The sequence below is a fragment of the Pseudomonas sp. HR96 genome, assembly GCF_034059295.1.
Taxonomy (GTDB): Bacteria; Pseudomonadota; Gammaproteobacteria; order Pseudomonadales; family Pseudomonadaceae; genus Aquipseudomonas.
Window position 1 is genome coordinate 665,001 of sequence record NZ_CP139141.1, and the last position, 23,580, is coordinate 688,580.

Consider the following 23,580-nt stretch of genomic DNA (forward strand, 5'->3'; position numbering starts at 1 on the left):
GTGCTACAATGGTCGGTACAGAGGGTCGCCAAGCCGCGAGGTGGAGCTAATCTCACAAAACCGATCGTAGTCCGGATCGCAGTCTGCAACTCGACTGCGTGAAGTCGGAATCGCTAGTAATCGCGAATCAGAATGTCGCGGTGAATACGTTCCCGGGCCTTGTACACACCGCCCGTCACACCATGGGAGTGGGTTGCACCAGAAGTAGCTAGTCTAACCTTCGGGAGGACGGTTACCACGGTGTGATTCATGACTGGGGTGAAGTCGTAACAAGGTAGCCGTAGGGGAACCTGCGGCTGGATCACCTCCTTAATCGACGACATCATCTGTTTCATGAGCACCCACACGAATTGCTTGATTCATTGTAGAGACGATTGGGTCTGAGTTTGTTAGAGCGAACCCCATGCTACTTAGGTAGAGAGTGGGTGAGGTCGACTTAGTTGTAGCCCCTGATTGGGTCTGTAGCTCAGTTGGTTAGAGCGCACCCCTGATAAGGGTGAGGTCGGCAGTTCGAATCTGCCCAGACCCACCAATTTGGGGCCATAGCTCAGCTGGGAGAGCGCCTGCCTTGCACGCAGGAGGTCAACGGTTCGATCCCGTTTGGCTCCACCATATTTGGTACCCTCGTTGTAAAGCTTAGAAATGAGCATTCCATCAGATGATTGATGCGTGAATGTTGATTTCTAGTCTTTGACTAGATCGTTCTTTAAAAATTTAGGTATGTGATAGAAGTATAGACTGGATAGCACTTTCACTGGTGTTGTTCAGGCTAAGGTAAAATTTGTGAGTTACTCTCAATTGACTTGAGAAAGCAAATTTTCGGCGAATGTCGTCTTCACAGTATAACCAGATTGCTTGGGGTTATATGGTCAAGTGAAGAAGCGCATACGGTGGATGCCTTGGCAGTCAGAGGCGATGAAAGACGTGGTAGCCTGCGAAAAGCTTCGGGGAGTCGGCAAACAGACTGTGATCCGGAGATGTCTGAATGGGGGAACCCAGCTGTCATAAGACAGTTATCTTGTACTGAATACATAGGTGCAAGAGGCGAACCAGGGGAACTGAAACATCTAAGTACCCTGAGGAAAAGAAATCAACCGAGATTCCCTTAGTAGTGGCGAGCGAACGGGGACCAGCCCTTAAGTGGTTTGGAGATTAGCGGAACGCTCTGGAAAGTGCGGCCATAGTGGGTGATAGCCCTGTACGCGAAAATCTCCTTGTCATGAAATCGAGTAGGACGGAGCACGAGAAACTTTGTCTGAATATGGGGGGACCATCCTCCAAGGCTAAATACTACTGACTGACCGATAGTGAACTAGTACCGTGAGGGAAAGGCGAAAAGAACCCCGGAGAGGGGAGTGAAATAGATCCTGAAACCGTATGCGTACAAGCAGTGGGAGCAGACTTTGTTCTGTGACTGCGTACCTTTTGTATAATGGGTCAGCGACTTATTTTCAGTGGCGAGCTTAACCGAATAGGGGAGGCGTAGCGAAAGCGAGTCTTAATAGGGCGTCTAGTCGCTGGGAATAGACCCGAAACCGGGCGATCTATCCATGGGCAGGTTGAAGGTTAGGTAACACTGACTGGAGGACCGAACCGACTACCGTTGAAAAGTTAGCGGATGACCTGTGGATCGGAGTGAAAGGCTAATCAAGCTCGGAGATAGCTGGTTCTCCTCGAAAGCTATTTAGGTAGCGCCTCATGTATCACTGTAGGGGGTAGAGCACTGTTTCGGCTAGGGGGTCATCCCGACTTACCAAACCGATGCAAACTCCGAATACCTACAAGTGCCGAGCATGGGAGACACACGGCGGGTGCTAACGTCCGTCGTGAAAAGGGAAACAACCCAGACCGTCAGCTAAGGTCCCAAAATCCTGGTTAAGTGGGAAACGATGTGGGAAGGCTTAGACAGCTAGGAGGTTGGCTTAGAAGCAGCCACCCTTTAAAGAAAGCGTAATAGCTCACTAGTCGAGTCGGCCTGCGCGGAAGATGTAACGGGGCTCAAACCAGGTACCGAAGCTACGGGTATCATCTTATGATGATGCGGTAGAGGAGCGTTCTGTAAGCCTGTGAAGGTGAGTTGAGAAGCTTGCTGGAGGTATCAGAAGTGCGAATGCTGACATGAGTAACGACAATGGGTGTGAAAAACACCCACGCCGAAAGACCAAGGTTTCCTGCGCAACGTTAATCGACGCAGGGTTAGTCGGTCCCTAAGGCGAGGCTGAAAAGCGTAGTCGATGGAAAACAGGTTAATATTCCTGTACTTCTGGTTACTGCGATGGAGGGACGGAGAAGGCTAGGCCAGCTTGGCGTTGGTTGTCCAAGTTTAAGGTGGTAGGCTGAGATCTTAGGTAAATCCGGGATCTTAAGGCCGAGAGCTGATGACGAGTGTCCTTTAGGACGCGAAGTGGTTGATGCCATGCTTCCAAGAAAAGCTTCTAAGCTTCAGGTAACCAGGAACCGTACCCCAAACCGACACAGGTGGTTGGGTAGAGAATACCAAGGCGCTTGAGAGAACTCGGGTGAAGGAACTAGGCAAAATGGCACCGTAACTTCGGGAGAAGGTGCGCCGGTGAGGGTGAAGGACTTGCTCCGTAAGCTCATGCCGGTCGAAGATACCAGGCCGCTGCGACTGTTTATTAAAAACACAGCACTCTGCAAACACGAAAGTGGACGTATAGGGTGTGACGCCTGCCCGGTGCCGGAAGGTTAATTGATGGGGTTAGCGCAAGCGAAGCTCTTGATCGAAGCCCCGGTAAACGGCGGCCGTAACTATAACGGTCCTAAGGTAGCGAAATTCCTTGTCGGGTAAGTTCCGACCTGCACGAATGGCGTAACGATGGCGGCGCTGTCTCCACCCGAGACTCAGTGAAATTGAAATCGCTGTGAAGATGCAGTGTATCCGCGGCTAGACGGAAAGACCCCGTGAACCTTTACTATAGCTTTGCACTGGACTTTGAATTTGCTTGTGTAGGATAGGTGGGAGGCTTTGAAGCGTGGACGCCAGTCTGCGTGGAGCCAACCTTGAAATACCACCCTGGCAACTTTGAGGTTCTAACTCAGGTCCGTTATCCGGATCGAGGACAGTGTATGGTGGGTAGTTTGACTGGGGCGGTCTCCTCCTAAAGAGTAACGGAGGAGTACGAAGGTGCGCTCAGACCGGTCGGAAATCGGTCGTAGAGTATAAAGGCAAAAGCGCGCTTGACTGCGAGACAGACACGTCGAGCAGGTACGAAAGTAGGTCTTAGTGATCCGGTGGTTCTGTATGGAAGGGCCATCGCTCAACGGATAAAAGGTACTCCGGGGATAACAGGCTGATACCGCCCAAGAGTTCATATCGACGGCGGTGTTTGGCACCTCGATGTCGGCTCATCACATCCTGGGGCTGAAGCCGGTCCCAAGGGTATGGCTGTTCGCCATTTAAAGTGGTACGCGAGCTGGGTTTAGAACGTCGTGAGACAGTTCGGTCCCTATCTGCCGTGGACGTTTGAGATTTGAGAGGGGCTGCTCCTAGTACGAGAGGACCGGAGTGGACGAACCTCTGGTGTTCCGGTTGTCACGCCAGTGGCATTGCCGGGTAGCTATGTTCGGGAAAGATAACCGCTGAAAGCATCTAAGCGGGAAACTTGCCTCAAGATGAGATCTCACTGGAACCTTGAGTTCCCTGAAGGGCCGTCGAAGACTACGACGTTGATAGGTGGGGTGTGTAAGCGCTGTGAGGCGTTGAGCTAACCCATACTAATTGCCCGTGAGGCTTGACCATATAACACCCAAGCAATTTGCGTCGAATGACCAGATTGCGGTGTTGTGAAGACGACAACAGCACGAAAATTTGCGACTCACAAACATCACATACCTGATTTGCCGAGCTGTCCTTCAAAAGACTCCTCAGCACCCGAATTTCTTGACGACCATAGAGCATTGGAACCACCTGATCCCATCCCGAACTCAGCAGTGAAACGATGCATCGCCGATGGTAGTGTGGGGTTTCCCCATGTGAGAGTAGGTCATCGTCAAGATTAAATTCCAGAACCCCGTCTGCTCGCGCAGATGGGGTTTTGTTTTTGCGCCTGGAAAAAGCCCAAGCCAGGCCCAGCTGCCATACAGGGCCTGGTGCAATGCGGGCAATATGGGAGTGGGCTACGCCCACGATCTCTTGCCCTTGCGATCGCCGAAGACCAACCGGCATGGCGGCCTCTCAGGGGCTTCGCCCCCCCTCCCTCGAATACAGTATTTCCAGCTGCATTCCCGAGCCCTTTTCTATGCAACAGCACCCCGCATGGCTATCATGCCTGCCTCATTGTGAGGCGGGACCGGCATGTTGACGTTGTTGAAACTCCTCAAGGATGGAAAATTCCATTCAGGCCAGGATCTGGGGGCAGCGCTGGGCATCAGTCGCAGCGCTGTCTGGAAGCAACTGCAGCAATTGCAGGGCGAACTGAACCTGGCCATCCATAAAGTCCGAGGCCGCGGCTATCAGCTGTCCGCGCCCCTGGAGCTGCTCGACCCGGCGCTGATCGAGGCCCAGGCTGCGGTGTCGCCGTCATGGCCGGTCACGGTGCTGGACACCATCGACTCCACCAACGCCGAGGCGCTACGGCTGCTCGCAGGCGGTCGGCAGGCGCCGTTCCTCCTGCTCGCCGAGCGTCAAACCGCCGGCCGCGGCCGCCGAGGCCGAACCTGGGTCAGCCCGTTCGGGGAGAACCTCTACTACAGCCTGTTGTTGCGCATAGAAGGTGGAATGCGCCAGGTCGAAGGCTTGAGTCTGGTGGTCGGTCTGGCAGTCGTGAATACGCTGCGCGAGCTGGGGGTGGTTAAGGCTGGACTGAAATGGCCCAACGACATCCTGGCAGAGCAGCGCAAGCTGGCGGGTATCCTGCTGGAGCTGGTAGGCGATCCTGCCGATGTCTGCCATGTGGTCATCGGTATTGGCATCAACGTCAACATGCAGTCCACGGAGGAGGTCGATCAGCAGTGGACCTCGATGCGCCTGCAGTCGGGGGCACCTGTTGATCGCAATCACCTGGCGGCCTTGCTCAGCGCCAAGCTGCAAGTCTATCTTGAGCGGCATCGCCGGGAAGGCTTCGCAGCGATTCAGCCCGAATGGGAACACAACCACCTATGGCAAGGGCGGCAGGTCGCGCTGATTGCCGGTGCCAAGCAGATCGAGGGCAAGGTATTGGGTATAGATCGCCAGGGGGCGCTGCGTCTCGAGGTGCAGGGGCGCGAGCAGGTGTTCAGCGGTGGCGAATTGAGTTTGAGGCTGCGCGATGATTCTTGAGCTCGATTGCGGCAACAGCTTTATCAAGTGGCGGGTGATCGTTCGCAATGACGGCGCTATCTTCGCCGGCGGCACGGTCGATTCCGATCTCGCGCTGCTGGCGACGCTGGAGGCATTGAACGGTCTGGCCCTACGCCACTGCCGGCTGGTCAGCGTCCGTTCCGATGATGAGACTGCGCGGGTGATACAGCTGCTGGCTGATCGGTTCGCCATCGTGCCGGTCTGTGCTACGCCCGCGCAGAGCCTCATTGGCGTACAAAATGGCTATGACGAATATCAACGGCTGGGGCTTGATCGCTGGCTGGCCCTGGTGGGTGGCTATCACCTGGCACAGGGCAACTGCGTGGTCATCGATTCCGGTACCGCCGTGACCTCCGATCTGATCGCCGCCGACGGTCGCCACCTGGGTGGTTTCATCTGCCCGGGCCTGGCTCTGATGCGCAACCAGCTGCGTACCCACACACGCAGGATCCGCTACGACGATCACGCCGCAGAAGTCGCCCTCGAGTCGCTGCAGCCTGGGCGCTCGACGGTGGAGGCGGTGGAGCGCGGCTGTACCTTGATGCTGCAGGGCTTCGCCCTGACCCAGCTGGAGTTGGCCAAAAGTTACTGGGGCGATCGATTCACGGTATTTCTCGCGGGCGGAGACGCCGAGCGCGTGCATGAAGTGATGCCGGGCGCACAGGTAGTGCCAGACCTGGTATTCATCGGCTTGGCGATCGCCTGCCCATTGTCCTGAGGTGCTTATGCGTTGGTTGTTCCTGCTGCTGCTGATTCTCAACGTCTTCTATTACGTCTGGCACCAGCAGGAGGCGCCCATGCAGGCCAAGGAGATCGCGCCGCTGACCTCGCACAGCGCCGGGCAACATGATATTCACCTGCTCAGCGAGGCAAAGAAGGATGGCGCAGGAGGGCAGGATTGCCTGTACCTGGGTGGCCTGTCGACGAGCGAGGCGCTGGCGCCGTTGCAGCAGCGCCTGAGCGGCGAGAAGATTGCTGCAGTTACGCGCCAGCTCAAGGCCGAGCAGGGCGGCGGATACTGGCTGCGCGTAGGGGTGCCGGGCCAGCCGTTGCCCGACGAGGTCCAGGTGCGGAGCCTGTCTCGGGACATCAATGAGCTGAAACATCAAATAATGCCGTGCGAAGGCATTGCAACCGGCGAATAGTTTGCATAGAATGGCGCCCGCTTCACAGGGATGATGTCTTGTCCGGCCATGTGAAGCACCTGTCTCAAGTAGCTAACCTCAAGATTTTAATGAGAAAATAGCTTGACAGGGCGGTGGCAAGCTGTAAAATGCCGCCACATTAAGGAGGGGTTCCCGAGCGGCCAAAGGGATCAGACTGTAAATCTGACGTCTACGACTTCGAAGGTTCGAATCCTTCTCCCTCCACCATTTTTAGCGAGAGCTGCAAGCTCCGCGGGTATAGTTTAGTGGTAGAACCTCAGCCTTCCAAGCTGATGATGCGGGTTCGATTCCCGCTACCCGCTCCACGTTTGCTGCTGTTGCACGGTGTTACGCTCTTGTAGCTCAGTTGGTAGAGCACACCCTTGGTAAGGGTGAGGTCAGCGGTTCAAATCCGCTCAAGAGCTCCATTTTCAGAGGCAGATATGAATATATCTGCCTTTGTTTTAATGGGCTGATTCAACGAAGGTTGAATTCGTTCCTTCGGGCCTGCATAATGGTCGGCCTGATTTTGTTTTAGGTCAGTAGCTCAATTGGCAGAGCGACGGTCTCCAAAACCGTAGGTTGGGGGTTCGATTCCCTCCTGACCTGCCAGATTCACTCGGTGGGTTTGGCTTTCTTTTCACAGGATCTTCCTAGATGACTCCAAAAGCTGAAGCCCAGGATTCGCGTTTCGATCTGCTCAAGTGGCTCGCAGTCGTCGCTTTGGTGGTCGTGGGTGTCGTAGGTAACCAGTACTACCACGCCTCGCCGATCCTGTATCGGGTTCTCGCGCTTCTCGTCATTGCTGCCGTCGCTGCCTTCGTGGCTCTGCAGACCGCCAAAGGCAAGTCGTTCTTCGTCCTGGCTAAGGAAGCTCGCACCGAAATCCGTAAAGTCGTTTGGCCGACTCGCCAAGAAACCACGCAGACCACACTGATCGTAGTGGCGGTCGTACTGGTCATGGCGTTGCTGTTGTGGGGTCTCGATTCCCTGCTCGGCTGGCTTGTTTCCTTGATTGTTGGCTAAGGGTGTCCCGTGGCTAAGCGTTGGTACGTTGTGCATGCCTACTCGGGTTACGAGAAGCATGTTATGCGCTCTTTGATCGAGCGTGTAAAGCTGGCCGGCATGGAAGACGGCTTTGGCGAAATTCTGGTCCCCACTGAAGAAGTGGTCGAGATGCGCAATGGCCAGAAGCGCAAAAGCGAACGCAAGTTCTTCCCTGGCTATGTGCTGGTCCAGATGGAAATGAACGAGGGTACTTGGCACTTGGTCAAGGATACTCCTCGCGTGATGGGCTTCATTGGCGGTACCGCCGACAAGCCTGCGCCGATCACCGACAAGGAAGCGGAAGCTATCCTGCGCCGCGTTGCTGACGGTAGCGACAAGCCCAAGCCGAAGACCTTGTTCGAGCCGGGTGAGGTCGTTCGCGTCACCGACGGTCCGTTCGCCGATTTCAATGGCACGGTCGAAGAAGTTAACTACGAAAAGAGCCGGATCCAGGTGGCAGTGCTCATTTTCGGTCGCTCTACTCCGGTAGAGCTCGAGTTCAGTCAGGTCGAAAAGGTCTGATTGGAAACGGATCCCATACCCCGCAGGCGTAAGCTGCGGGGTTTTGTCGTCACTGGGATAAAACGCAAAGCAACTGGGGAGCCGCAAGGCGCCTGTACCCAATAGTGGAGTAGCTCATGGCTAAGAAAATCACGGCTTACATCAAGCTGCAAGTAAAGGCCGGCCAGGCCAACCCAAGTCCACCCGTCGGCCCGGCTCTGGGTCAGCACGGCGTGAACATCATGGAATTCTGCAAGGCCTTCAACGCCCGTACTCAGGGTCAAGAAGCCGGCCTGCCGACTCCTGTGATCATCACCGTTTACAGCGACCGCAGCTTCACCTTCGAGACCAAAAGCACCCCTGCTTCGGTTCTGCTGAAGAAAGCTGCTGGCCTGACCAGCGGTTCCGCTCGTCCGAACACCGTCAAAGTCGGTACCGTGACCCGCGCTCAGCTGGAAGATATCGCTAAAGCCAAGAACGCGGACCTGACTGCCGCTGACATGGAAGCAGCCGTGCGTACCATCGCCGGTTCTGCTCGCTCCATGGGCCTCAACGTGGAGGGTGTGTAATGGCTAAGCCGACCAAGCGTCAAAAGGCTATCGCTTCCAAGATCGAAGCTGGCAAGTTCTACAACTTCGAAGAAGCCGCCACCCTGCTGGCCGAGCTGTCGACCGTCAAGTTCAGCGAGTCGTTCGACGTCGCCGTGAACCTGGGCGTTGATCCGCGTAAATCCGATCAGGTCGTACGTAGCGCTACCGTGCTGCCACACGGCACCGGCAAGACCGTACGGGTTGCCGTGTTCACCCAGGGTCCAGCTGCCGAAGCTGCTCTGGCTGCCGGTGCAGACCGCGTTGGCATGGACGACCTGGCTGCCGAAATGAAAGGCGGCGACCTGAACTATGACGTCGTAATCGCATCGCCTGATGCCATGCGCGTTGTCGGTCAGCTGGGCCAGATCCTCGGTCCGCGTGGCCTGATGCCTAACCCGAAAGTCGGTACCGTAACTCCTGACGTCGCCAACGCCGTGAAAAACGCCAAGGCGGGTCAAGTTCGTTATCGCACCGACAAAAACGGCATCATCCACACTTCCGTAGGCAAGGTCGGCTTCGAAGCCACCAAGCTGAAGGAAAACGTCGAAGCACTGATCGCTGACCTCAAGCGTATCAAGCCTGCTTCCTCGAAAGGTATCTACGTCAAGCGCGTTACCCTGAGCACCACCATGGGCCCGGGCCTGGTCATCGACCAAGGTTCGCTGGACGCGTAAGACCGCTCGGGCACGAGCAATCGTGCCCTGGCATGCAAGATTGGGGTCCCTGCCTGGCGGGGGCTATCCAAGACCGTAGGCGGCGCAAGCCTTAAACCCCAAGCCTACGCAGATGGTGCTCCCGGTTCCTTACCGAATCAGACACCAAAACGACATCCGGCTTCGGCCAGATGAAACGGTAACAAGCAGGAGTTAAACCCGTGGCAATTAATCTCGAAGACAAGAAGGCCATCGTCGCTGAAGTCAACGAGGCTGCCAAAGTCGCTCTGTCCGCTGTCGTGGCTGATGCCCGTGGTGTGACAGTAGGCGCTATGACCGGACTCCGTAAAGAGGCCCGCGAAGCTGGCGTGTATGTACGTGTCGTACGTAACACCCTGCTCAAGCGCGCCGTTGAAGGCACCGAGTATTCGATCCTCAACGACGTGTTCAAAGGCCCGACCCTGATCGCCTTTTCCAAAGACCACCCGGGCGCTGCTGCCCGTCTGTTCAAGGAATTCGCCAAGGGTCAGGACAAGTTCGAGATCAAGGCAGCTGCGTTCGAGGGCAAGTTCCTCGCAGCTAACCAAATCGACGTGCTGGCAACTCTGCCGACCCGTGACGAAGCCATTTCGCAGCTGATGAGCGTGATTCAAGGCGCTACCAGCAAGCTGGCTCGTACTCTGGCTGCAGTTCGCGAGCAAAAAGAAGCCGCCGCAGCCTGAGGCTGAACGACTTCTCTCGCGTATTTTTGTTTATTTCGATGGCCGAGTAGGCCGTCCCCCAATTCAGGAAATACAGCAATGTCTATCTCCCAAGACGATATCCTCAACGCCGTAGCTGAAATGTCGGTTCTGCAGGTTGTTGAGCTGATCAAGGCTTTCGAAGAAAAATTCGGCGTTTCCGCTGCCGCTGCTTCGGCTGGCCCAGCTGCTGCTGCCGCTGTTGTTGAAGAGCAAACCGAATTCAACGTCATGCTTACCGAAGCTGGCGAGAAGAAAGTCAACGTGATCAAGGCTGTTCGTGAGCTGACCGGTCTGGGCCTGAAAGAAGCCAAGGCAGTCGTTGACGGCGCCCCAGCAATGGTCCTGGAAGCTGTTTCGAAAGACGCAGCCGACAAAGCCAAGGCTACTCTGGAAGAAGCAGGCGCCAAAGTCGAGCTGAAGTAAGCATCGACCTTGCGTCTCCAGCCCAGCGTTTAGCGCGAGGCTGATGGCTGGTGGCTCATGCCACCGGCCTTTTTCCGTTACTGGCGGTCGATCAGGTCGACGCGAGTAACGTGCAGTACCACCCGAGGCGGTGGCGCGAATCAAGGGATTCGCAAGATTTTCTGGCTGCTCCCGTCGGGAGGGGCCACAAGCAGGTGACCAAGCTGGGGAACGCTGATGGCTTACTCATACACTGAGAAAAAACGTATCCGCAAGGACTTTAGCAAGTTGCCGGACGTCATGGACGTACCGTACCTCTTGGCTATCCAGCTGGATTCGTATCGCGAATTCTTGCAGGCGGGAGCGACCAAGGACCAGTTCCGTGACGTCGGTCTGCATGCGGCCTTCAAATCCGTTTTCCCGATCATCAGCTACTCCGGCAATGCGGCTTTGGAGTACGTTGGTTATCGCCTGGGCGAACCGGCTTTTGATGTCAAGGAATGCGTGTTGCGAGGCGTGACGTACGCCGTACCTTTGCGGGTAAAAGTACGCCTGATCATTTTCGACAAAGAGTCGTCGAACAAAGCGATCAAGGACATCAAAGAGCAAGAAGTCTACATGGGTGAAATCCCCCTGATGACTGAGAACGGTACCTTCGTAATCAACGGTACCGAGCGCGTTATCGTTTCCCAGCTGCACCGTTCGCCTGGCGTGTTCTTCGACCACGACCGTGGCAAGACTCACAGCTCCGGCAAGCTGCTGTACTCGGCTCGCATCATTCCTTACCGCGGTTCGTGGCTGGACTTCGAATTCGACCCGAAAGACTGTGTATTCGTCCGGATCGACCGTCGTCGCAAGCTGCCCGCGTCGGTACTGCTGCGCGCGCTGGGTTACAGCACCGAAGAAGTCCTGGATGCGTTCTACACCACCAACGTCTTCCACGTTCAGGGCGAAAACCTGAGCCTGGAACTGGTGCCTCAGCGCCTGCGTGGTGAAATCGCGGCCCTGGACATCACCGATGGCAGCGGCAAGGTCATCGTCGAGCAAGGCCGTCGTATCACCGCACGCCACATCAACCAGATCGAGAAGTCCGGGGTCAAGACCCTCGACGTTCCGCTGGACTACGTACTGGGTCGCACCACGGCGAAGGCTATCGTGCACCCGGCTACCGGCGAGATCCTGGCTGAATGCAACACCGAGCTGACAACCGACGTCCTGGCGAAAATCGCCAAGGCCCAGGTCGTGCGCATCGAAACGCTGTACACCAACGACATCGACTGCGGTCCGTTCATCTCCGACACGCTGAAGATCGACTCCACCAGCAACCAATTGGAAGCGCTGGTCGAGATCTATCGCATGATGCGTCCAGGCGAACCGCCGACCAAGGATGCCGCCGAGACCCTGTTCAACAACCTGTTCTTCAGCCCTGAGCGCTATGACCTGTCTGCGGTCGGCCGGATGAAGTTCAACCGTCGTATCGGTCGCACCGAGATCGAAGGTTCGGGCGTGTTGAGCAAGGAAGACATCGTTGCCGTACTGAAGACCCTGGTCGACATCCGCAACGGCAAAGGCATCGTCGACGACATCGACCACCTGGGTAACCGTCGCGTCCGCTGCGTCGGCGAGATGGCCGAGAACCAGTTCCGTGTGGGCCTGGTGCGCGTGGAGCGTGCGGTCAAGGAACGTCTGTCGATGGCCGAAAGCGAAGGCCTGATGCCTCAGGACCTGATCAACGCCAAGCCGGTAGCGGCCGCGGTGAAAGAGTTCTTCGGTTCCAGCCAGCTTTCGCAGTTCATGGACCAGAACAACCCGCTGTCCGAGATCACCCACAAGCGTCGTGTTTCCGCACTCGGCCCTGGCGGTCTGACTCGCGAACGCGCGGGCTTCGAAGTTCGTGACGTACACCCGACGCACTACGGTCGCGTGTGCCCGATCGAAACGCCGGAAGGTCCGAACATCGGTCTGATCAACTCCCTGGCTGCCTATGCGCGCACCAACCAGTACGGCTTCCTCGAAAGCCCGTACCGTGTGGTGAAAGACGCTCTGGTCACCGACGAGATCGTGTTCCTGTCCGCTATTGAAGAAGCCGATCACGTGATCGCGCAGGCTTCGGCGACCATGAACGACAAGAAAGTCCTGATCGACGAGCTGGTAGCAGTACGTCACCTGAACGAATTCACCGTGAAGGCGCCTGAAGACGTCACCCTGATGGACGTTTCGCCCAAGCAGGTAGTCTCGGTTGCAGCCTCGCTGATTCCGTTCCTCGAGCACGACGACGCCAACCGTGCGTTGATGGGTTCGAACATGCAGCGTCAGGCCGTACCGACCCTGCGTGCCGACAAGCCGCTGGTCGGCACCGGCATGGAGCGCAACGTTGCCCGCGACTCCGGTGTCTGCGTGGTGGCTCGCCGTGGCGGCGTGATCGACTCCGTCGATGCCAGCCGTATCGTGGTTCGGGTTGCCGATGACGAAGTCGAAACCGGTGAAGCCGGTGTCGACATCTACAACCTGACCAAGTACACCCGTTCGAACCAGAACACCTGCATCAACCAGCGTCCGCTGGTGAGCAAAGGTGATCGCGTCGAGCGTTTCGACATCATGGCGGATGGTCCTTCCACCGACATGGGCGAACTGGCCCTGGGCCAGAACATGCGCATCGCGTTCATGGCGTGGAACGGCTTCAACTTCGAAGACTCCATCTGCCTGTCCGAGCGTGTGGTTCAGGAAGACCGCTTCACCACGATCCACATCCAGGAACTGACCTGTGTGGCGCGTGATACCAAGCTGGGCCCAGAGGAAATCACTGCCGACATCCCTAACGTGGGTGAAGCGGCGCTGAACAAGCTGGACGAAGCCGGTATCGTTTACGTGGGTGCCGAAGTCGGCGCCGGCGACATCCTGGTCGGCAAGGTCACCCCGAAAGGCGAGACCCAGCTGACTCCGGAAGAAAAACTGCTGCGCGCAATCTTCGGCGAGAAGGCCAGCGACGTCAAAGACACCTCCCTGCGCGTGCCGACTGGCACCAAAGGTACCGTCATCGACGTTCAGGTCTTCACCCGCGACGGCGTCGAGCGTGACGCTCGTGCCCTGTCGATCGAGAAGAGCCAGCTGGATGAGATCCGCAAGGACCTCAACGAAGAGTTCCGCATCGTCGAAGGTGCTACCTTCGAACGTCTGCGTTCGGCCCTCAAAGGCCAGATCGTCGAAGGCGGCGCCGGCCTGAAGAAAGGCACCGAGATCACCGACGAAGTTCTCGACGGTCTCGAGCACGGCCAGTGGTTCAAACTGCGCATGGCCGAAGACGCGCTGAATGAGCAACTGGAAAAGGCCCAGGCCTACATCGTTGATCGTCGCCGTCTGCTGGACGACAAGTTCGAAGACAAGAAGCGCAAGCTGCAGCAGGGCGATGACCTGGCACCGGGCGTACTGAAGATCGTCAAGGTCTACCTGGCCATTCGTCGCCGCATCCAGCCGGGCGACAAGATGGCCGGCCGTCACGGTAACAAGGGTGTAGTCTCGGTCATCATGCCGGTCGAAGACATGCCGCACGACGCCAACGGTACTCCGGTGGACGTGGTTCTCAACCCCTTGGGCGTACCTTCGCGCATGAACGTTGGGCAGATCCTCGAGACCCACCTGGGCCTCGCGGCCAAGGGCCTGGGCGAGAAGATCAACCGTATGCTGGAAGAACAGCGTAAGGTGGCTGAACTGCGCGGTTTCCTGACCGAGATCTACAACGAGATCGGCGGGCGTCAAGAGAAGCTCGAAGACTTCACCGATCAAGAGATCCTTGACCTGGCGAAGAACCTCAAAGGCGGTGTGCCAATGGCCACCCCAGTATTCGACGGCGCCAAGGAAAGCGAAATCAAGGCCATGCTGAAACTGGCAGACATGCCGGAAAGCGGCCAGATGCAGCTGTTCGATGGCCGCACCGGCAACAAGTTCGAGCGTCCGGTCACCGTCGGCTACATGTACATGCTCAAACTGAACCACTTGGTGGACGACAAGATGCACGCGCGTTCCACTGGTTCTTACAGCCTGGTCACCCAGCAACCGCTGGGCGGCAAGGCGCAGTTCGGTGGTCAGCGTTTCGGGGAGATGGAAGTGTGGGCGCTGGAAGCATACGGCGCGGCATACACCCTGCAGGAAATGCTCACAGTGAAGTCGGACGATGTGAACGGTCGGACCAAGATGTACAAGAACATCGTGGACGGCGATCACCGTATGGAGCCGGGCATGCCCGAGTCCTTCAACGTGTTGATCAAAGAGATTCGTTCCCTCGGTATCGATATCGATCTGGAAACCGAATAACACGTGACGCGAATGGGAGCGGGCCCTTGAAGCTCGCTCCCTGCTCCGCCAGGAGGAAAGGCCTTGAAAGACCTACTGAATTTGCTGAAAAACCAGGGTCAAGTCGAAGAGTTCGATGCTATCCGCATCGGCCTCGCGTCGCCTGAGATGATCCGTTCGTGGTCGTTCGGTGAAGTTAAAAAGCCGGAAACCATCAACTACCGTACGTTCAAGCCCGAGCGTGACGGCCTGTTCTGCGCCAAGATCTTTGGCCCAGTCAAGGACTACGAGTGCCTGTGCGGCAAGTACAAGCGCCTCAAGCACCGTGGCGTGATCTGCGAAAAGTGCGGCGTTGAAGTTGCGCTGGCCAAGGTTCGTCGTGAGCGCATGGCGCACATCGAACTGGCTTCGCCGGTTGCTCACATCTGGTTCCTGAAATCGCTGCCGTCGCGTATTGGCTTGCTGATGGACATGACCCTGCGTGATATCGAACGCGTTCTCTACTTCGAGAGCTATGTCGTTATCGACCCGGGCATGACCACCCTGGAAAAAGGCCAGCTGCTCAACGACGAGCAGTACTTCGAAGCACTCGAAGAGTTCGGTGACGACTTCGACGCCCGCATGGGGGCCGAGGCTGTCCGCGAACTGCTGCACGCTATCGACCTGGAACACGAGATCGGCCGCCTGCGCGAAGAGATTCCGCAGACCAACTCCGAAACCAAGATCAAGAAGCTGTCCAAGCGCCTGAAGTTGATGGAAGCCTTCCAGGGTTCCGGCAACCTGCCTGAGTGGATGGTGTTGACCGTTCTGCCGGTTCTGCCGCCAGACCTGCGTCCACTGGTTCCGCTGGATGGCGGTCGTTTCGCGACTTCCGACCTCAACGATCTGTATCGTCGAGTGATCAACCGTAACAACCGTTTGAAGCGTCTGCTGGATCTGTCCGCTCCCGATATCATCGTGCGCAACGAAAAGCGCATGCTGCAGGAAGCTGTGGATGCCCTGCTCGACAACGGTCGTCGCGGTCGCGCCATCACCGGCTCGAACAAGCGTCCTCTGAAATCCCTGGCCGACATGATCAAGGGTAAGCAGGGTCGTTTCCGTCAGAACCTGCTCGGCAAGCGTGTGGACTATTCGGGTCGTTCGGTAATTACCGTAGGCCCGACCCTGCGTCTGCATCAGTGCGGTCTGCCGAAGAAGATGGCCCTCGAGCTGTTCAAGCCGTTCATTTTCGGCAAGCTGGAAATGCGTGGTCTGGCGACCACCATCAAGGCTGCCAAGAAGATGGTCGAGCGCGAACTGCCGGAAGTGTGGGACGTTCTCGCCGAAGTGATTCGCGAACACCCCGTGCTGCTCAACCGTGCACCGACGCTTCACCGTCTGGGTATCCAGGCGTTTGAACCGGTTCTGATCGAAGGTAAAGCCATCCAGCTGCACCCTCTGGTCTGCGCCGCGTACAACGCCGACTTCGACGGCGACCAGATGGCGGTCCACGTACCGCTGACCCTGGAAGCCCAGCTCGAAGCCCGCGCGCTGATGATGTCGACCAACAACATCCTGTCGCCCGCCAACGGTGAGCCAATCATCGTTCCGTCGCAGGACGTTGTATTGGGTCTGTACTACATGACCCGTGAAGCGATCAATGCCAAGGGTGAAGGCCGTATCTTTGCCGACCTGCAGGAAGTCGACCGGGTATTCCGCGCCGGCGAAGCAGCGCTGCACGCCAAGATCAAGGTTCGTATCAACGAAACCGTGAATGATCGTGACGGCGGCAGCGTGAGCGGCACCCGTATCGTCGACACCACTGTCGGCCGTGCGCTGCTGTTCCAGGTTGTACCAAAAGGCCTGTCCTTCGACGTCGTCAACTTGCCGATGAAGAAAAAGGCGATCTCCAAGCTGATCAACCAGTGCTACCGCGTGGTCGGTCTGAAAGAGACCGTGATCTTCGCTGACCAGTTGATGTACACCGGTTTCGCGTACTCGACCATTTCCGGTGTCTCCATCGGTGTTAACGACTTCGTTATCCCGGATGAGAAGGCCGCCATCATCGGTGCTGCCACCGATGAAGTGAAAGAGATCGAGAGCCAGTACGCTTCGGGTCTGGTGACCCAGGGCGAGAAATACAACAAGGTGATCGACCTTTGGTCCAAGGCCAACGACGAAGTGTCGAAGGCAATGATGTCGAACCTCTCGAAAGAGCGGGTTATCGACCGTCATGGCGTGGAAGTCGATCAAGAGTCGTTCAACTCGATGTACATGATGGCCGACTCCGGCGCACGGGGTTCTGCTGCGCAGATCCGTCAGCTCGCCGGTATGCGTGGCCTGATGGCCAAGCCGGACGGCTCCATCATCGAAACGCCGATCACTGCGAACTTCCGTGAGGGCCTGAGCGTACTTCAGTACTTCATCTCGACTCACGGTGCGCGTAAAGGTCTGGCGGATACCGCGTTGAAAACCGCGAACTCCGGTTACCTGACTCGTCGTCTGGTAGACGTCGCGCAAGACCTGGTGGTGACTGAAGTCGACTGCGGTACCGAACACGGTCTGCTGATGACTCCGCACATCGAAGGCGGTGACGTCGTCGAGCCGTTGGGTGAGCGCGTACTGGGCCGAGTGATCGCCCGTGACGTGTTCAAGCCAGGTACCGAGGACGTCATCGTTCCTGCGGGCACCCTGGTCGACGAGAAGTGGGTCGAATTCATCGAGCTGAACAGCATCGACGAAGTGATCGTGCGCTCGCCAATCAGCTGCGAAACCCGTTACGGGATCTGCGCCAAGTGCTACGGCCGCGATCTGGCCCGTGGTCACCAGGTGAACATCGGTGAAGCGGTTGGCGTTATCGCTGCCCAGTCCATCGGTGAGCCGGGTACCCAGCTGACCATGCGTACGTTCCACATCGGTGGTGCGGCGAGCCGGACCTCGGCGGCCGACAGCGTTCAGGTGAAGAATGGCGGTACTGTCCGTCTGCACAACCTGAAACACGTCGAGCGTCTGGATGGCAACCTGGTTGCCGTATCCCGTTCCGGTGAGTTGGCGATTGCCGACGAATTCGGTCGTGAGCGCGAGCGCTACAAGCTGCCGTACGGCGCCGTGATTTCGGTGAAGGAAGGCGACAAGGTCGACGCTGGCTCCATCGTGGCCAAGTGGGACCCGCACACTCACCCGATCGTCACCGAGATGAAAGGTACCGTGACCTACGTGGGCATGGAAGAAGGCATCACGATCAAGCGTCAAACCGACGAACTGACCGGCCTGACCAACATCGAAGTACTGGATCCGAAGGATCGTCCAGCGGCTGGCAAGGAAATTCGTCCGGCTGTGAAGATGGTCGGCATCGATGGCAAGGATCTGCTGCTGCCAGGTACCGACGTACCGGCTCAGTACTTCCTGCCAGCCAACGCCCTGGTCGGCGTGGCGGACGGTGCGCAGGTGGGTGTGGGTGACGTTATCGCCCGTATCCCGCAGGAAACGTCGAAGACTCGTGACATCACCGGTGGTCTGCCGCGTGTTGCCGACCTGTTCGAAGCGCGTCGTCCGAAGGAAGCGTCGATTCTGGCGGAAGTCAGCGGCACCATCGCATTCGGCAAGGAGACCAAGGGCAAGCGCCGTCTGGTCATCACTCCGAACGACGGTACCGATCCGTACGAAGAGCTGATTCCGAAGTGGCGTCACCTGAACGTCTTCGAAGGCGAACAAGTGAACCGCGGCGAAGTTATCTCCGACGGTCCGAGCGATCCGCACGACATCCTGCGTCTGCTGGGTGTAAGCGCGCTGGCCAAGTACATCGTCAACGAGATTCAGGACGTTTACCGTCTGCAAGGCGTGAAGATCAACGACAAGCACATCGAGACCATCCTGCGCCAGATGCTGCGCAAGGTCGAGATTGCCGAGTCGGGTGATTCCAGCTTCATCAAGGGCGACCAGATGGAACTGACTCACGTTCTCGGTGAAAACGAGCGCCTGAGCACCGACGACAAGTTCGTGGCCAAGTACACCCGTGTGTTGCTGGGTATTACCAAGGCCTCGTTGTCGACCGAATCGTTCATCTCCGCGGCTTCCTTCCAGGAAACCACGCGAGTTCTGACCGAAGCGGCCGTCACCGGCAAGCGCGACTACCTGCGTGGCCTGAAGGAAAACGTGGTCGTGGGTCGCCTGATCCCGGCCGGTACCGGTCTGGCCTACCACAGCGAGCGCAAGCGTCGCCGTGAACTGGACAAACCGACTCGTGTCAGCGCCAGCGAAGTAGAAGCTGCACTGACCGAAGCCTTGAACTCCAGCGGCAGCTAAGCTGAAGGGTTCCAGGTAAACGAAAGCAGGGCCCTGGTTGTCTCAACCGCAGGGCCCCGTCTCTGACGGGGTTCGGCAGGGGAGGAGGCCGGGGCTTTGTCTTGACTGGGGAGCGAGGTTTCTTTAGACTCTTGTACCCCTAAAATTGGCGGGGAGATTTGACAGGGTCATGCCCTGCCATTTTTGCTTTCTTGCAAGACAATAGCGTCGCAAGACAACAGTGGAGCTAGTAGATGGCAACTATCAACCAGCTGGTACGTCAGCCGCGTAAGCGTATCGTCGAGAAATCCGACGTACCTGCGCTGCAGAACTGCCCGCAACGTCGTGGCGTGTGCACCCGTGTGTACACCACCACGCCGAAAAAACCTAACTCGGCACTGCGTAAAGTATGCCGCGTGCGCCTGACCAACGGTTTCGAGGTTTCCTCGTACATCGGTGGTGAAGGCCACAACCTGCAAGAGCACAGCGTTGTGCTGATCCGTGGCGGTCGTGTAAAAGACTTGCCAGGTGTTCGCTACCACACCGTTCGCGGCTCCCTGGATACCTCCGGCGTCAAAGGTCGTAACCAAGGTCGTTCGAAATACGGTACCAAGCGTCCGAAGAAGTAATGGTCGCTTGCGGCACACAGCAATTTTCTATTTTTCTGAGTCGATAAGAGTAAGGTCGGGCGCCCGTCCACAGGGCAGGTTGTTCCGAGCTAACCTGAAGACCGTTTGAGGGCTTATCCATGCCAAGAAGACGCGTAGCAGCCAAGCGCGAAGTGCTTGACGATCCAAAATACGGCAGCCAGATCCTGGCCAAGTTCATGAACCACGTGATGGAAAGCGGCAAGAAAGCCGTTGCCGAGCGTATCGTTTATGGCGCGCTGGAAAAGGTTAAAGAACGCAAGAACAGCGACCCCCTGGAAATCTTCGAGAAAGCTCTCGACGCCATCGCTCCGCTGGTCGAAGTAAAGTCGCGCCGTGTAGGCGGTGCTACTTACCAGGTTCCGGTCGAAGTTCGCCCGTCCCGTCGTAACGCCCTGGCCATGCGCTGGCTGGTAGACTTCGCCCGCAAGCGCGGCGAGAAGTCCATGGCCCTGCGCCTGGCTGGCGAGCTGTTGGATGCTGCCGAAGGCAAAGGTGCTGCAGTTAAGAAGCGCGAAGACGTTCACCGTATGGCTGAAGCCAACAAAGCGTTCTCGCACTACCGCTTCTAAATCCAGCGTCATTTATCTTGCGAGGGCTTTATGGCTCGTACAACCGATATCAAGCGCTACCGTAACATCGGTATCGTTGCTCACGTAGACGCGGGTAAGACCACGACTACCGAGCGCGTCCTGTTCTACACGGGCGTAAACCACAAGATGGGCGAGGTGCATGATGGCGCCGCGACCATGGACTGGATGGTGCAGGAGCAGGAGCGGGGTATCACCATTACCTCCGCTGCGACCACCGCTTTCTGGGAAGGCTCGACCAAGCAGTTCCCGAAGCATCGCTTCAACATCATCGACACCCCCGGCCACGTTGACTTCACCATCGAAGTAGAGCGCTCGCTGCGCGTACTCGACGGCGCTGTCGTTGTGTTCTGCGGTACCTCCGGCGTTGAGCCGCAGTCGGAAACCGTATGGCGTCAAGCCAACAAGTACGGCGTTCCGCGTCTTGTTTACGTCAACAAGATGGACCGTGCCGGCGCAAACTTCCTGCGCGTGATCGGTCAGATCAAGCAGCGCCTGGGTCACACCCCGGTGCCTATCCAGCTGGCTATCGGCTCGGAAGACAACTTCGAAGGTCAGATCGATCTGCTGACCATGGAAGCTGTTCGCTGGGACGAGAGCGACAAGGGTACTTCGGCCATCCGTGGTCCGATCCCTGCCGAGCTGCAGGAGCTGGCTGAAGAGTGGCGCAACAACATGGTCGAGGCTGCGGCCGAAGCCACTGAAGAGCTGATGAACAAGTACCTCGAAGGTGAGGAACTGACCATCGAGGAAATCAAGGCCGCTCTGCGTCAGCGCACCATCGCTGGCGAAATCGTCCTGGCTGTCTGCGGCTCTTCGTTCAAGAACAAGGGTGTCCCCCTGGTTCTCGACGCCGTCATCGACTACCTGCCGGCTCCAGTCGACATTCCCGCCATCAAAGGTTCCGACCTGGATGACGAGACCATCGAAATGGAACGTCACGCAGACGACAACGAGCCGTTCTCGGCTCTGGCGTTCAAGATCGCGACCGACCCATTCGTGGGTACCTTGACCTTTGCTCGCGTCTACTCGGGCAAGCTGGAGTCCGGGACCACCGTCCTGAACTCGGTAAAGGGCAAGAAAGAGCGTGTTGGCCGTATGGTGCAGATGCACGCCAACAGCCGCGAAGAGATCAAAGAAGTACTGGCGGGTGACATCGCGGCCTTGATCGGCATGAAAGATGTGACCACCGGCGACACCCTGTGCTCGCTGGAAAAGCCGATCATCCTGGTTCGCATGGACTTCCCGGAGCCGGTTATCTCGGTTGCCGTTGAGCCAAAGACCAAGGACGACCAGGAAAAAATGGGTATCGCACTGGGCAAGCTGGCTCAGGAAGACCCATCTTTCCGCGTCAAGACCGATGAGGAGACGGGTCAAACCATCATCTCCGGCATGGGCGAACTGCACCTGGACATCCTGGTTGACCGGATGCGCCGCGAGTTCAACGTCGAAGCCAACATCGGTAAACCACAAGTGTCCTATCGTGAGAAAATCACGAAGGCTTGTGAGATCGAAGGCAAGTTCGTTCGTCAGTCCGGCGGTCGTGGCCAGTTCGGCCATTGCTGGATCCGTTTTGCTCCTGCTGACGAAGGTCAGGAAGGTCTGCAATTCGTAAACGAAGTGGTCGGTGGTGTGGTTCCAAAGGAATACATCCCGGCTATCCAGAAGGGTATCGAAGAGCAGATGAAGAACGGCGTTGTTGCCGGCTATCCGCTGATCGGCCTGAAGGCGACCGTTTTCGATGGTTCTTACCACGACGTCGACTCCAACGAGATGGCGTTCAAGGTGGCAGCCTCCATGGCGACCAAGCAACTGGCTACCAAAGGTGGCGGTGTTGTTCTTGAGCCGATCATGAAGGTTGAAGTTGTAACACCTGAGGACTACATGGGTGACGTGATGGGTGACCTGAACCGTCGTCGTGGTCTGATCCAGGGTATGGAAGATACGGTCTCCGGCAAGGTTATCCGCGCTGAAGTGCCGTTGGGCGAGATGTTCGGTTATGCGACCGACGTTCGTTCCATGTCCCAGGGTCGCGCGAGCTACTCTATGGAATTCTCCAAATACTCCGAGGCTCCGTCGAACATCGTCGAAGCTATCGTTAAAAAACAAGGCTGATTCAGCCCCTTTAGGCTAGGAGTTAATTGTCGTGGCTAAAGAAAAATTTGATCGTTCCCTTCCGCACGTCAACGTTGGCACCATCGGTCACGTTGACCACGGTAAAACCACTCTGACCGCTGCTCTGACTCGCGTCTGCTCCGAAGTTTTCGGTTCGGCTCGTGTTGACTTCGACAAGATCGACAGCGCACCAGAAGAAAAAGCTCGCGGTATCACCATCAACACCGCTCACGTTGAGTACAACTCGACCATTCGTCACTACGCTCACGTTGACTGCCCAGGTCACGCTGACTACGTGAAGAACATGATCACCGGTGCTGCCCAGATGGACGGCGCGATCCTGGTTTGCTCGGCCGCCGATGGTCCGATGCCACAAACCCGTGAGCACATCCTGCTGTCCCGTCAGGTAGGCGTTCCGTACATCGTGGTCTTCCTGAACAAGGCTGACCTGGTAGACGACGCAGAGCTGCTGGAACTGGTCGAGATGGAAGTTCGTGACCTGCTGTCCACCTACGACTTCCCAGGCGACGACACTCCGATCGTCATCGGTTCCGCTCGTATGGCTCTGGAAGGCCTGGACGACAACGAAATGGGCACCACTGCCGTTCGTAAACTGGTAGAGACTCTGGACAGCTACATCCCAGAACCAGTTCGTCTGACCGACAAGCCATTCCTGATGCCAATCGAAGACGTGTTCTCGATCTCCGGCCGCGGTACTGTTGTTACCGGTCGTATCGAGCGCGGTATCGTCAAGGTTCAGGATTCGCTGGAAATCGTTGGTCTGCGTGACACTACCGTCACCACCTGCACCGGTGTTGAAATGTTCCGCAAACTGCTCGACGAAGGTCGTGCTGGCGAGAACTGCGGCGTGCTGCTGCGCGGTACCAAGCGTGACGACGTTGAGCGTGGCCAGGTTCTGGTCAAGCCAGGTTCGGTCAAGCCGCACACCAAGTTCACCGCTGAAGTGTACGTTCTGAGCAAGGAAGAAGGCGGCCGTCACACTCCGTTCTTCAAAGGCTACCGTCCACAGTTCTACTTCCGGACCACCGACGTGACCGGTAACTGCGAACTGCCGGAAGGCGTTGAAATGGTAATGCCAGGTGACAACATTCAGATGACTGTCACCCTGATCAAGACCATCGCAATGGAAGACGGTCTGCGCTTCGCTATCCGTGAAGGCGGTCGTACCGTCGGCGCCGGCGTCGTTGCCAAAATCATCGAGTAATTCTCTTTTTGAGATAGCATCGATGCTTTGAGAAAGCCCCCGCTCAGCGGGGGCTTTTTTATTGGGTTGA

Annotated in this window: 15 protein-coding genes, 6 tRNA genes and 3 rRNA genes (1 of these 24 cut by a window edge); all 24 read left to right on the forward strand. The window is 57.3% G+C overall.

Annotated elements, in window-relative coordinates:
• A 16S ribosomal RNA gene (locus tag SFA35_RS03110) occupies nucleotides 1-312 on the forward strand (it extends 1,225 nt beyond the left edge of the window).
• Between the two features lie 143 nt (nucleotides 313-455).
• A tRNA-Ile gene (locus tag SFA35_RS03115) sits at nucleotides 456-532 on the forward strand.
• Nucleotides 533-536: 4 nt separating this feature from the next.
• Nucleotides 537-612 (forward strand) — tRNA-Ala (locus SFA35_RS03120).
• Between the two features lie 255 nt (nucleotides 613-867).
• Nucleotides 868-3,760, forward strand: a 23S ribosomal RNA gene (locus SFA35_RS03125).
• 140 nt (nucleotides 3,761-3,900) lie between these two features.
• Nucleotides 3,901-4,016, forward strand: a 5S ribosomal RNA gene (gene rrf, locus SFA35_RS03130).
• Together the 16S, 23S and 5S rRNA genes with 2 tRNA genes alongside form the textbook arrangement of a ribosomal RNA operon.
• A gap of 299 nt (nucleotides 4,017-4,315) precedes the next feature.
• Nucleotides 4,316-5,278 (forward strand): bifunctional biotin--[acetyl-CoA-carboxylase] ligase/biotin operon repressor BirA, encoded by a 963-nt coding sequence (gene birA / locus SFA35_RS03135; protein ID WP_320575122.1) that lies wholly within the window; start codon nucleotides 4,316-4,318, stop codon nucleotides 5,276-5,278.
• Complete coding sequence (locus tag SFA35_RS03140) at nucleotides 5,268-6,017, forward strand: pantothenate kinase (RefSeq protein ID WP_320575124.1); 750 nt, start codon at nucleotides 5,268-5,270, stop codon at nucleotides 6,015-6,017. The genes birA and SFA35_RS03140 overlap by 11 nt, the downstream gene beginning before the upstream one ends.
• A 7-nt stretch (nucleotides 6,018-6,024) precedes the next feature.
• Entirely contained in the window at nucleotides 6,025-6,444 is a 420-nt protein-coding gene (locus SFA35_RS03145; protein ID WP_320575126.1) for a hypothetical protein, read from the forward strand.
• 143 nt (nucleotides 6,445-6,587) lie between these two features.
• Nucleotides 6,588-6,672 (forward strand) — tRNA-Tyr (locus tag SFA35_RS03150).
• A 24-nt stretch (nucleotides 6,673-6,696) separates the two neighbouring features.
• A tRNA-Gly gene (locus SFA35_RS03155) sits at nucleotides 6,697-6,770 on the forward strand.
• Between the two features lie 26 nt (nucleotides 6,771-6,796).
• Nucleotides 6,797-6,872 (forward strand) — tRNA-Thr (locus SFA35_RS03160).
• A gap of 108 nt (nucleotides 6,873-6,980) precedes the next feature.
• Nucleotides 6,981-7,056, forward strand: a tRNA-Trp gene (locus SFA35_RS03165).
• Between the two features lie 45 nt (nucleotides 7,057-7,101).
• On the forward strand, nucleotides 7,102-7,470 hold the full coding sequence (gene secE / locus SFA35_RS03170) for a preprotein translocase subunit SecE (RefSeq protein WP_320575128.1): 369 nt from the start codon (nucleotides 7,102-7,104) through the stop codon (nucleotides 7,468-7,470).
• A gap of 9 nt (nucleotides 7,471-7,479) precedes the next feature.
• Complete coding sequence (gene nusG, locus SFA35_RS03175; RefSeq protein WP_108240418.1) at nucleotides 7,480-8,013, forward strand: transcription termination/antitermination protein NusG; 534 nt, start codon at nucleotides 7,480-7,482, stop codon at nucleotides 8,011-8,013.
• 116 nt (nucleotides 8,014-8,129) lie between these two features.
• Nucleotides 8,130-8,561 (forward strand): 50S ribosomal protein L11, encoded by a 432-nt coding sequence (gene rplK / locus SFA35_RS03180; protein ID WP_043192510.1) that lies wholly within the window; start codon nucleotides 8,130-8,132, stop codon nucleotides 8,559-8,561.
• The gene (rplA, locus tag SFA35_RS03185) at nucleotides 8,561-9,256 is read left to right on the forward strand and encodes a 50S ribosomal protein L1 (protein ID WP_320575133.1); all 696 of its coding nucleotides are present in this window, start codon (nucleotides 8,561-8,563) and stop codon (nucleotides 9,254-9,256) included. The genes rplK and rplA overlap by 1 nt, the downstream gene beginning before the upstream one ends.
• Before the next feature lie 200 nt (nucleotides 9,257-9,456).
• Nucleotides 9,457-9,957, forward strand: a complete 501-nt coding sequence (rplJ, locus tag SFA35_RS03190; protein WP_320575135.1) for a 50S ribosomal protein L10 — start codon at nucleotides 9,457-9,459, stop codon at nucleotides 9,955-9,957.
• Nucleotides 9,958-10,035: 78 nt separating this feature from the next.
• Complete coding sequence (gene rplL / locus SFA35_RS03195; RefSeq protein WP_025215758.1) at nucleotides 10,036-10,401, forward strand: 50S ribosomal protein L7/L12; 366 nt, start codon at nucleotides 10,036-10,038, stop codon at nucleotides 10,399-10,401.
• 216 nt (nucleotides 10,402-10,617) lie between these two features.
• On the forward strand, nucleotides 10,618-14,691 hold the full coding sequence (gene rpoB / locus SFA35_RS03200; RefSeq protein WP_320575139.1) for a DNA-directed RNA polymerase subunit beta: 4,074 nt from the start codon (nucleotides 10,618-10,620) through the stop codon (nucleotides 14,689-14,691).
• 63 nt (nucleotides 14,692-14,754) lie between these two features.
• Nucleotides 14,755-18,954, forward strand: a complete 4,200-nt coding sequence (rpoC, locus tag SFA35_RS03205) for a DNA-directed RNA polymerase subunit beta' (RefSeq protein ID WP_320575141.1) — start codon at nucleotides 14,755-14,757, stop codon at nucleotides 18,952-18,954.
• Between the two features lie 233 nt (nucleotides 18,955-19,187).
• Complete coding sequence (gene rpsL, locus SFA35_RS03210) at nucleotides 19,188-19,562, forward strand: 30S ribosomal protein S12 (RefSeq protein WP_213879453.1); 375 nt, start codon at nucleotides 19,188-19,190, stop codon at nucleotides 19,560-19,562.
• A 119-nt stretch (nucleotides 19,563-19,681) separates the two neighbouring features.
• Nucleotides 19,682-20,152 carry a 30S ribosomal protein S7 gene (gene rpsG, locus SFA35_RS03215; protein ID WP_002555493.1) on the forward strand — a complete coding sequence of 157 codons (471 nt, stop codon included), beginning with the start codon at nucleotides 19,682-19,684 and terminating at the stop codon, nucleotides 20,150-20,152.
• A gap of 30 nt (nucleotides 20,153-20,182) precedes the next feature.
• A complete protein-coding gene (fusA, locus tag SFA35_RS03220) occupies nucleotides 20,183-22,285 on the forward strand; it encodes an elongation factor G (RefSeq protein WP_320575145.1) in 2,103 nt (700 codons plus the stop codon).
• Between the two features lie 31 nt (nucleotides 22,286-22,316).
• Nucleotides 22,317-23,510: an elongation factor Tu gene (tuf, locus tag SFA35_RS03225; RefSeq protein WP_320575147.1), complete on the forward strand. Its 1,194-nt coding sequence runs from the start codon at nucleotides 22,317-22,319 to the stop codon at nucleotides 23,508-23,510.
• The last annotated feature ends 70 nt before the right edge of the window (nucleotides 23,511-23,580 follow it).

Bases quoted from the DNA above. Each gene is read 5' to 3' on its own strand.
- rpsG (WP_002555493.1), top strand. From the start codon at position 19,682: ATGCCAAGAAGACGCGTAGCAGCCAAGCGCGAAGTGCTTGACGATCCA.
- rpoB (WP_320575139.1), top strand. From the start codon at position 10,618: ATGGCTTACTCATACACTGAGAAAAAACGTATCCGCAAGGACTTTAGC.
- fusA (WP_320575145.1), top strand. From the start codon at position 20,183: ATGGCTCGTACAACCGATATCAAGCGCTACCGTAACATCGGTATCGTT.
- birA (WP_320575122.1), top strand. From the start codon at position 4,316: ATGTTGACGTTGTTGAAACTCCTCAAGGATGGAAAATTCCATTCAGGC.
- rplK (WP_043192510.1), top strand. From the start codon at position 8,130: ATGGCTAAGAAAATCACGGCTTACATCAAGCTGCAAGTAAAGGCCGGC.
- SFA35_RS03140 (WP_320575124.1), top strand. From the start codon at position 5,268: ATGATTCTTGAGCTCGATTGCGGCAACAGCTTTATCAAGTGGCGGGTG.
- rpsL (WP_213879453.1), top strand. From the start codon at position 19,188: ATGGCAACTATCAACCAGCTGGTACGTCAGCCGCGTAAGCGTATCGTC.
- secE (WP_320575128.1), top strand. From the start codon at position 7,102: ATGACTCCAAAAGCTGAAGCCCAGGATTCGCGTTTCGATCTGCTCAAG.
- rplL (WP_025215758.1), top strand. From the start codon at position 10,036: ATGTCTATCTCCCAAGACGATATCCTCAACGCCGTAGCTGAAATGTCG.
- rplA (WP_320575133.1), top strand. From the start codon at position 8,561: ATGGCTAAGCCGACCAAGCGTCAAAAGGCTATCGCTTCCAAGATCGAA.
- SFA35_RS03145 (WP_320575126.1), top strand. From the start codon at position 6,025: ATGCGTTGGTTGTTCCTGCTGCTGCTGATTCTCAACGTCTTCTATTAC.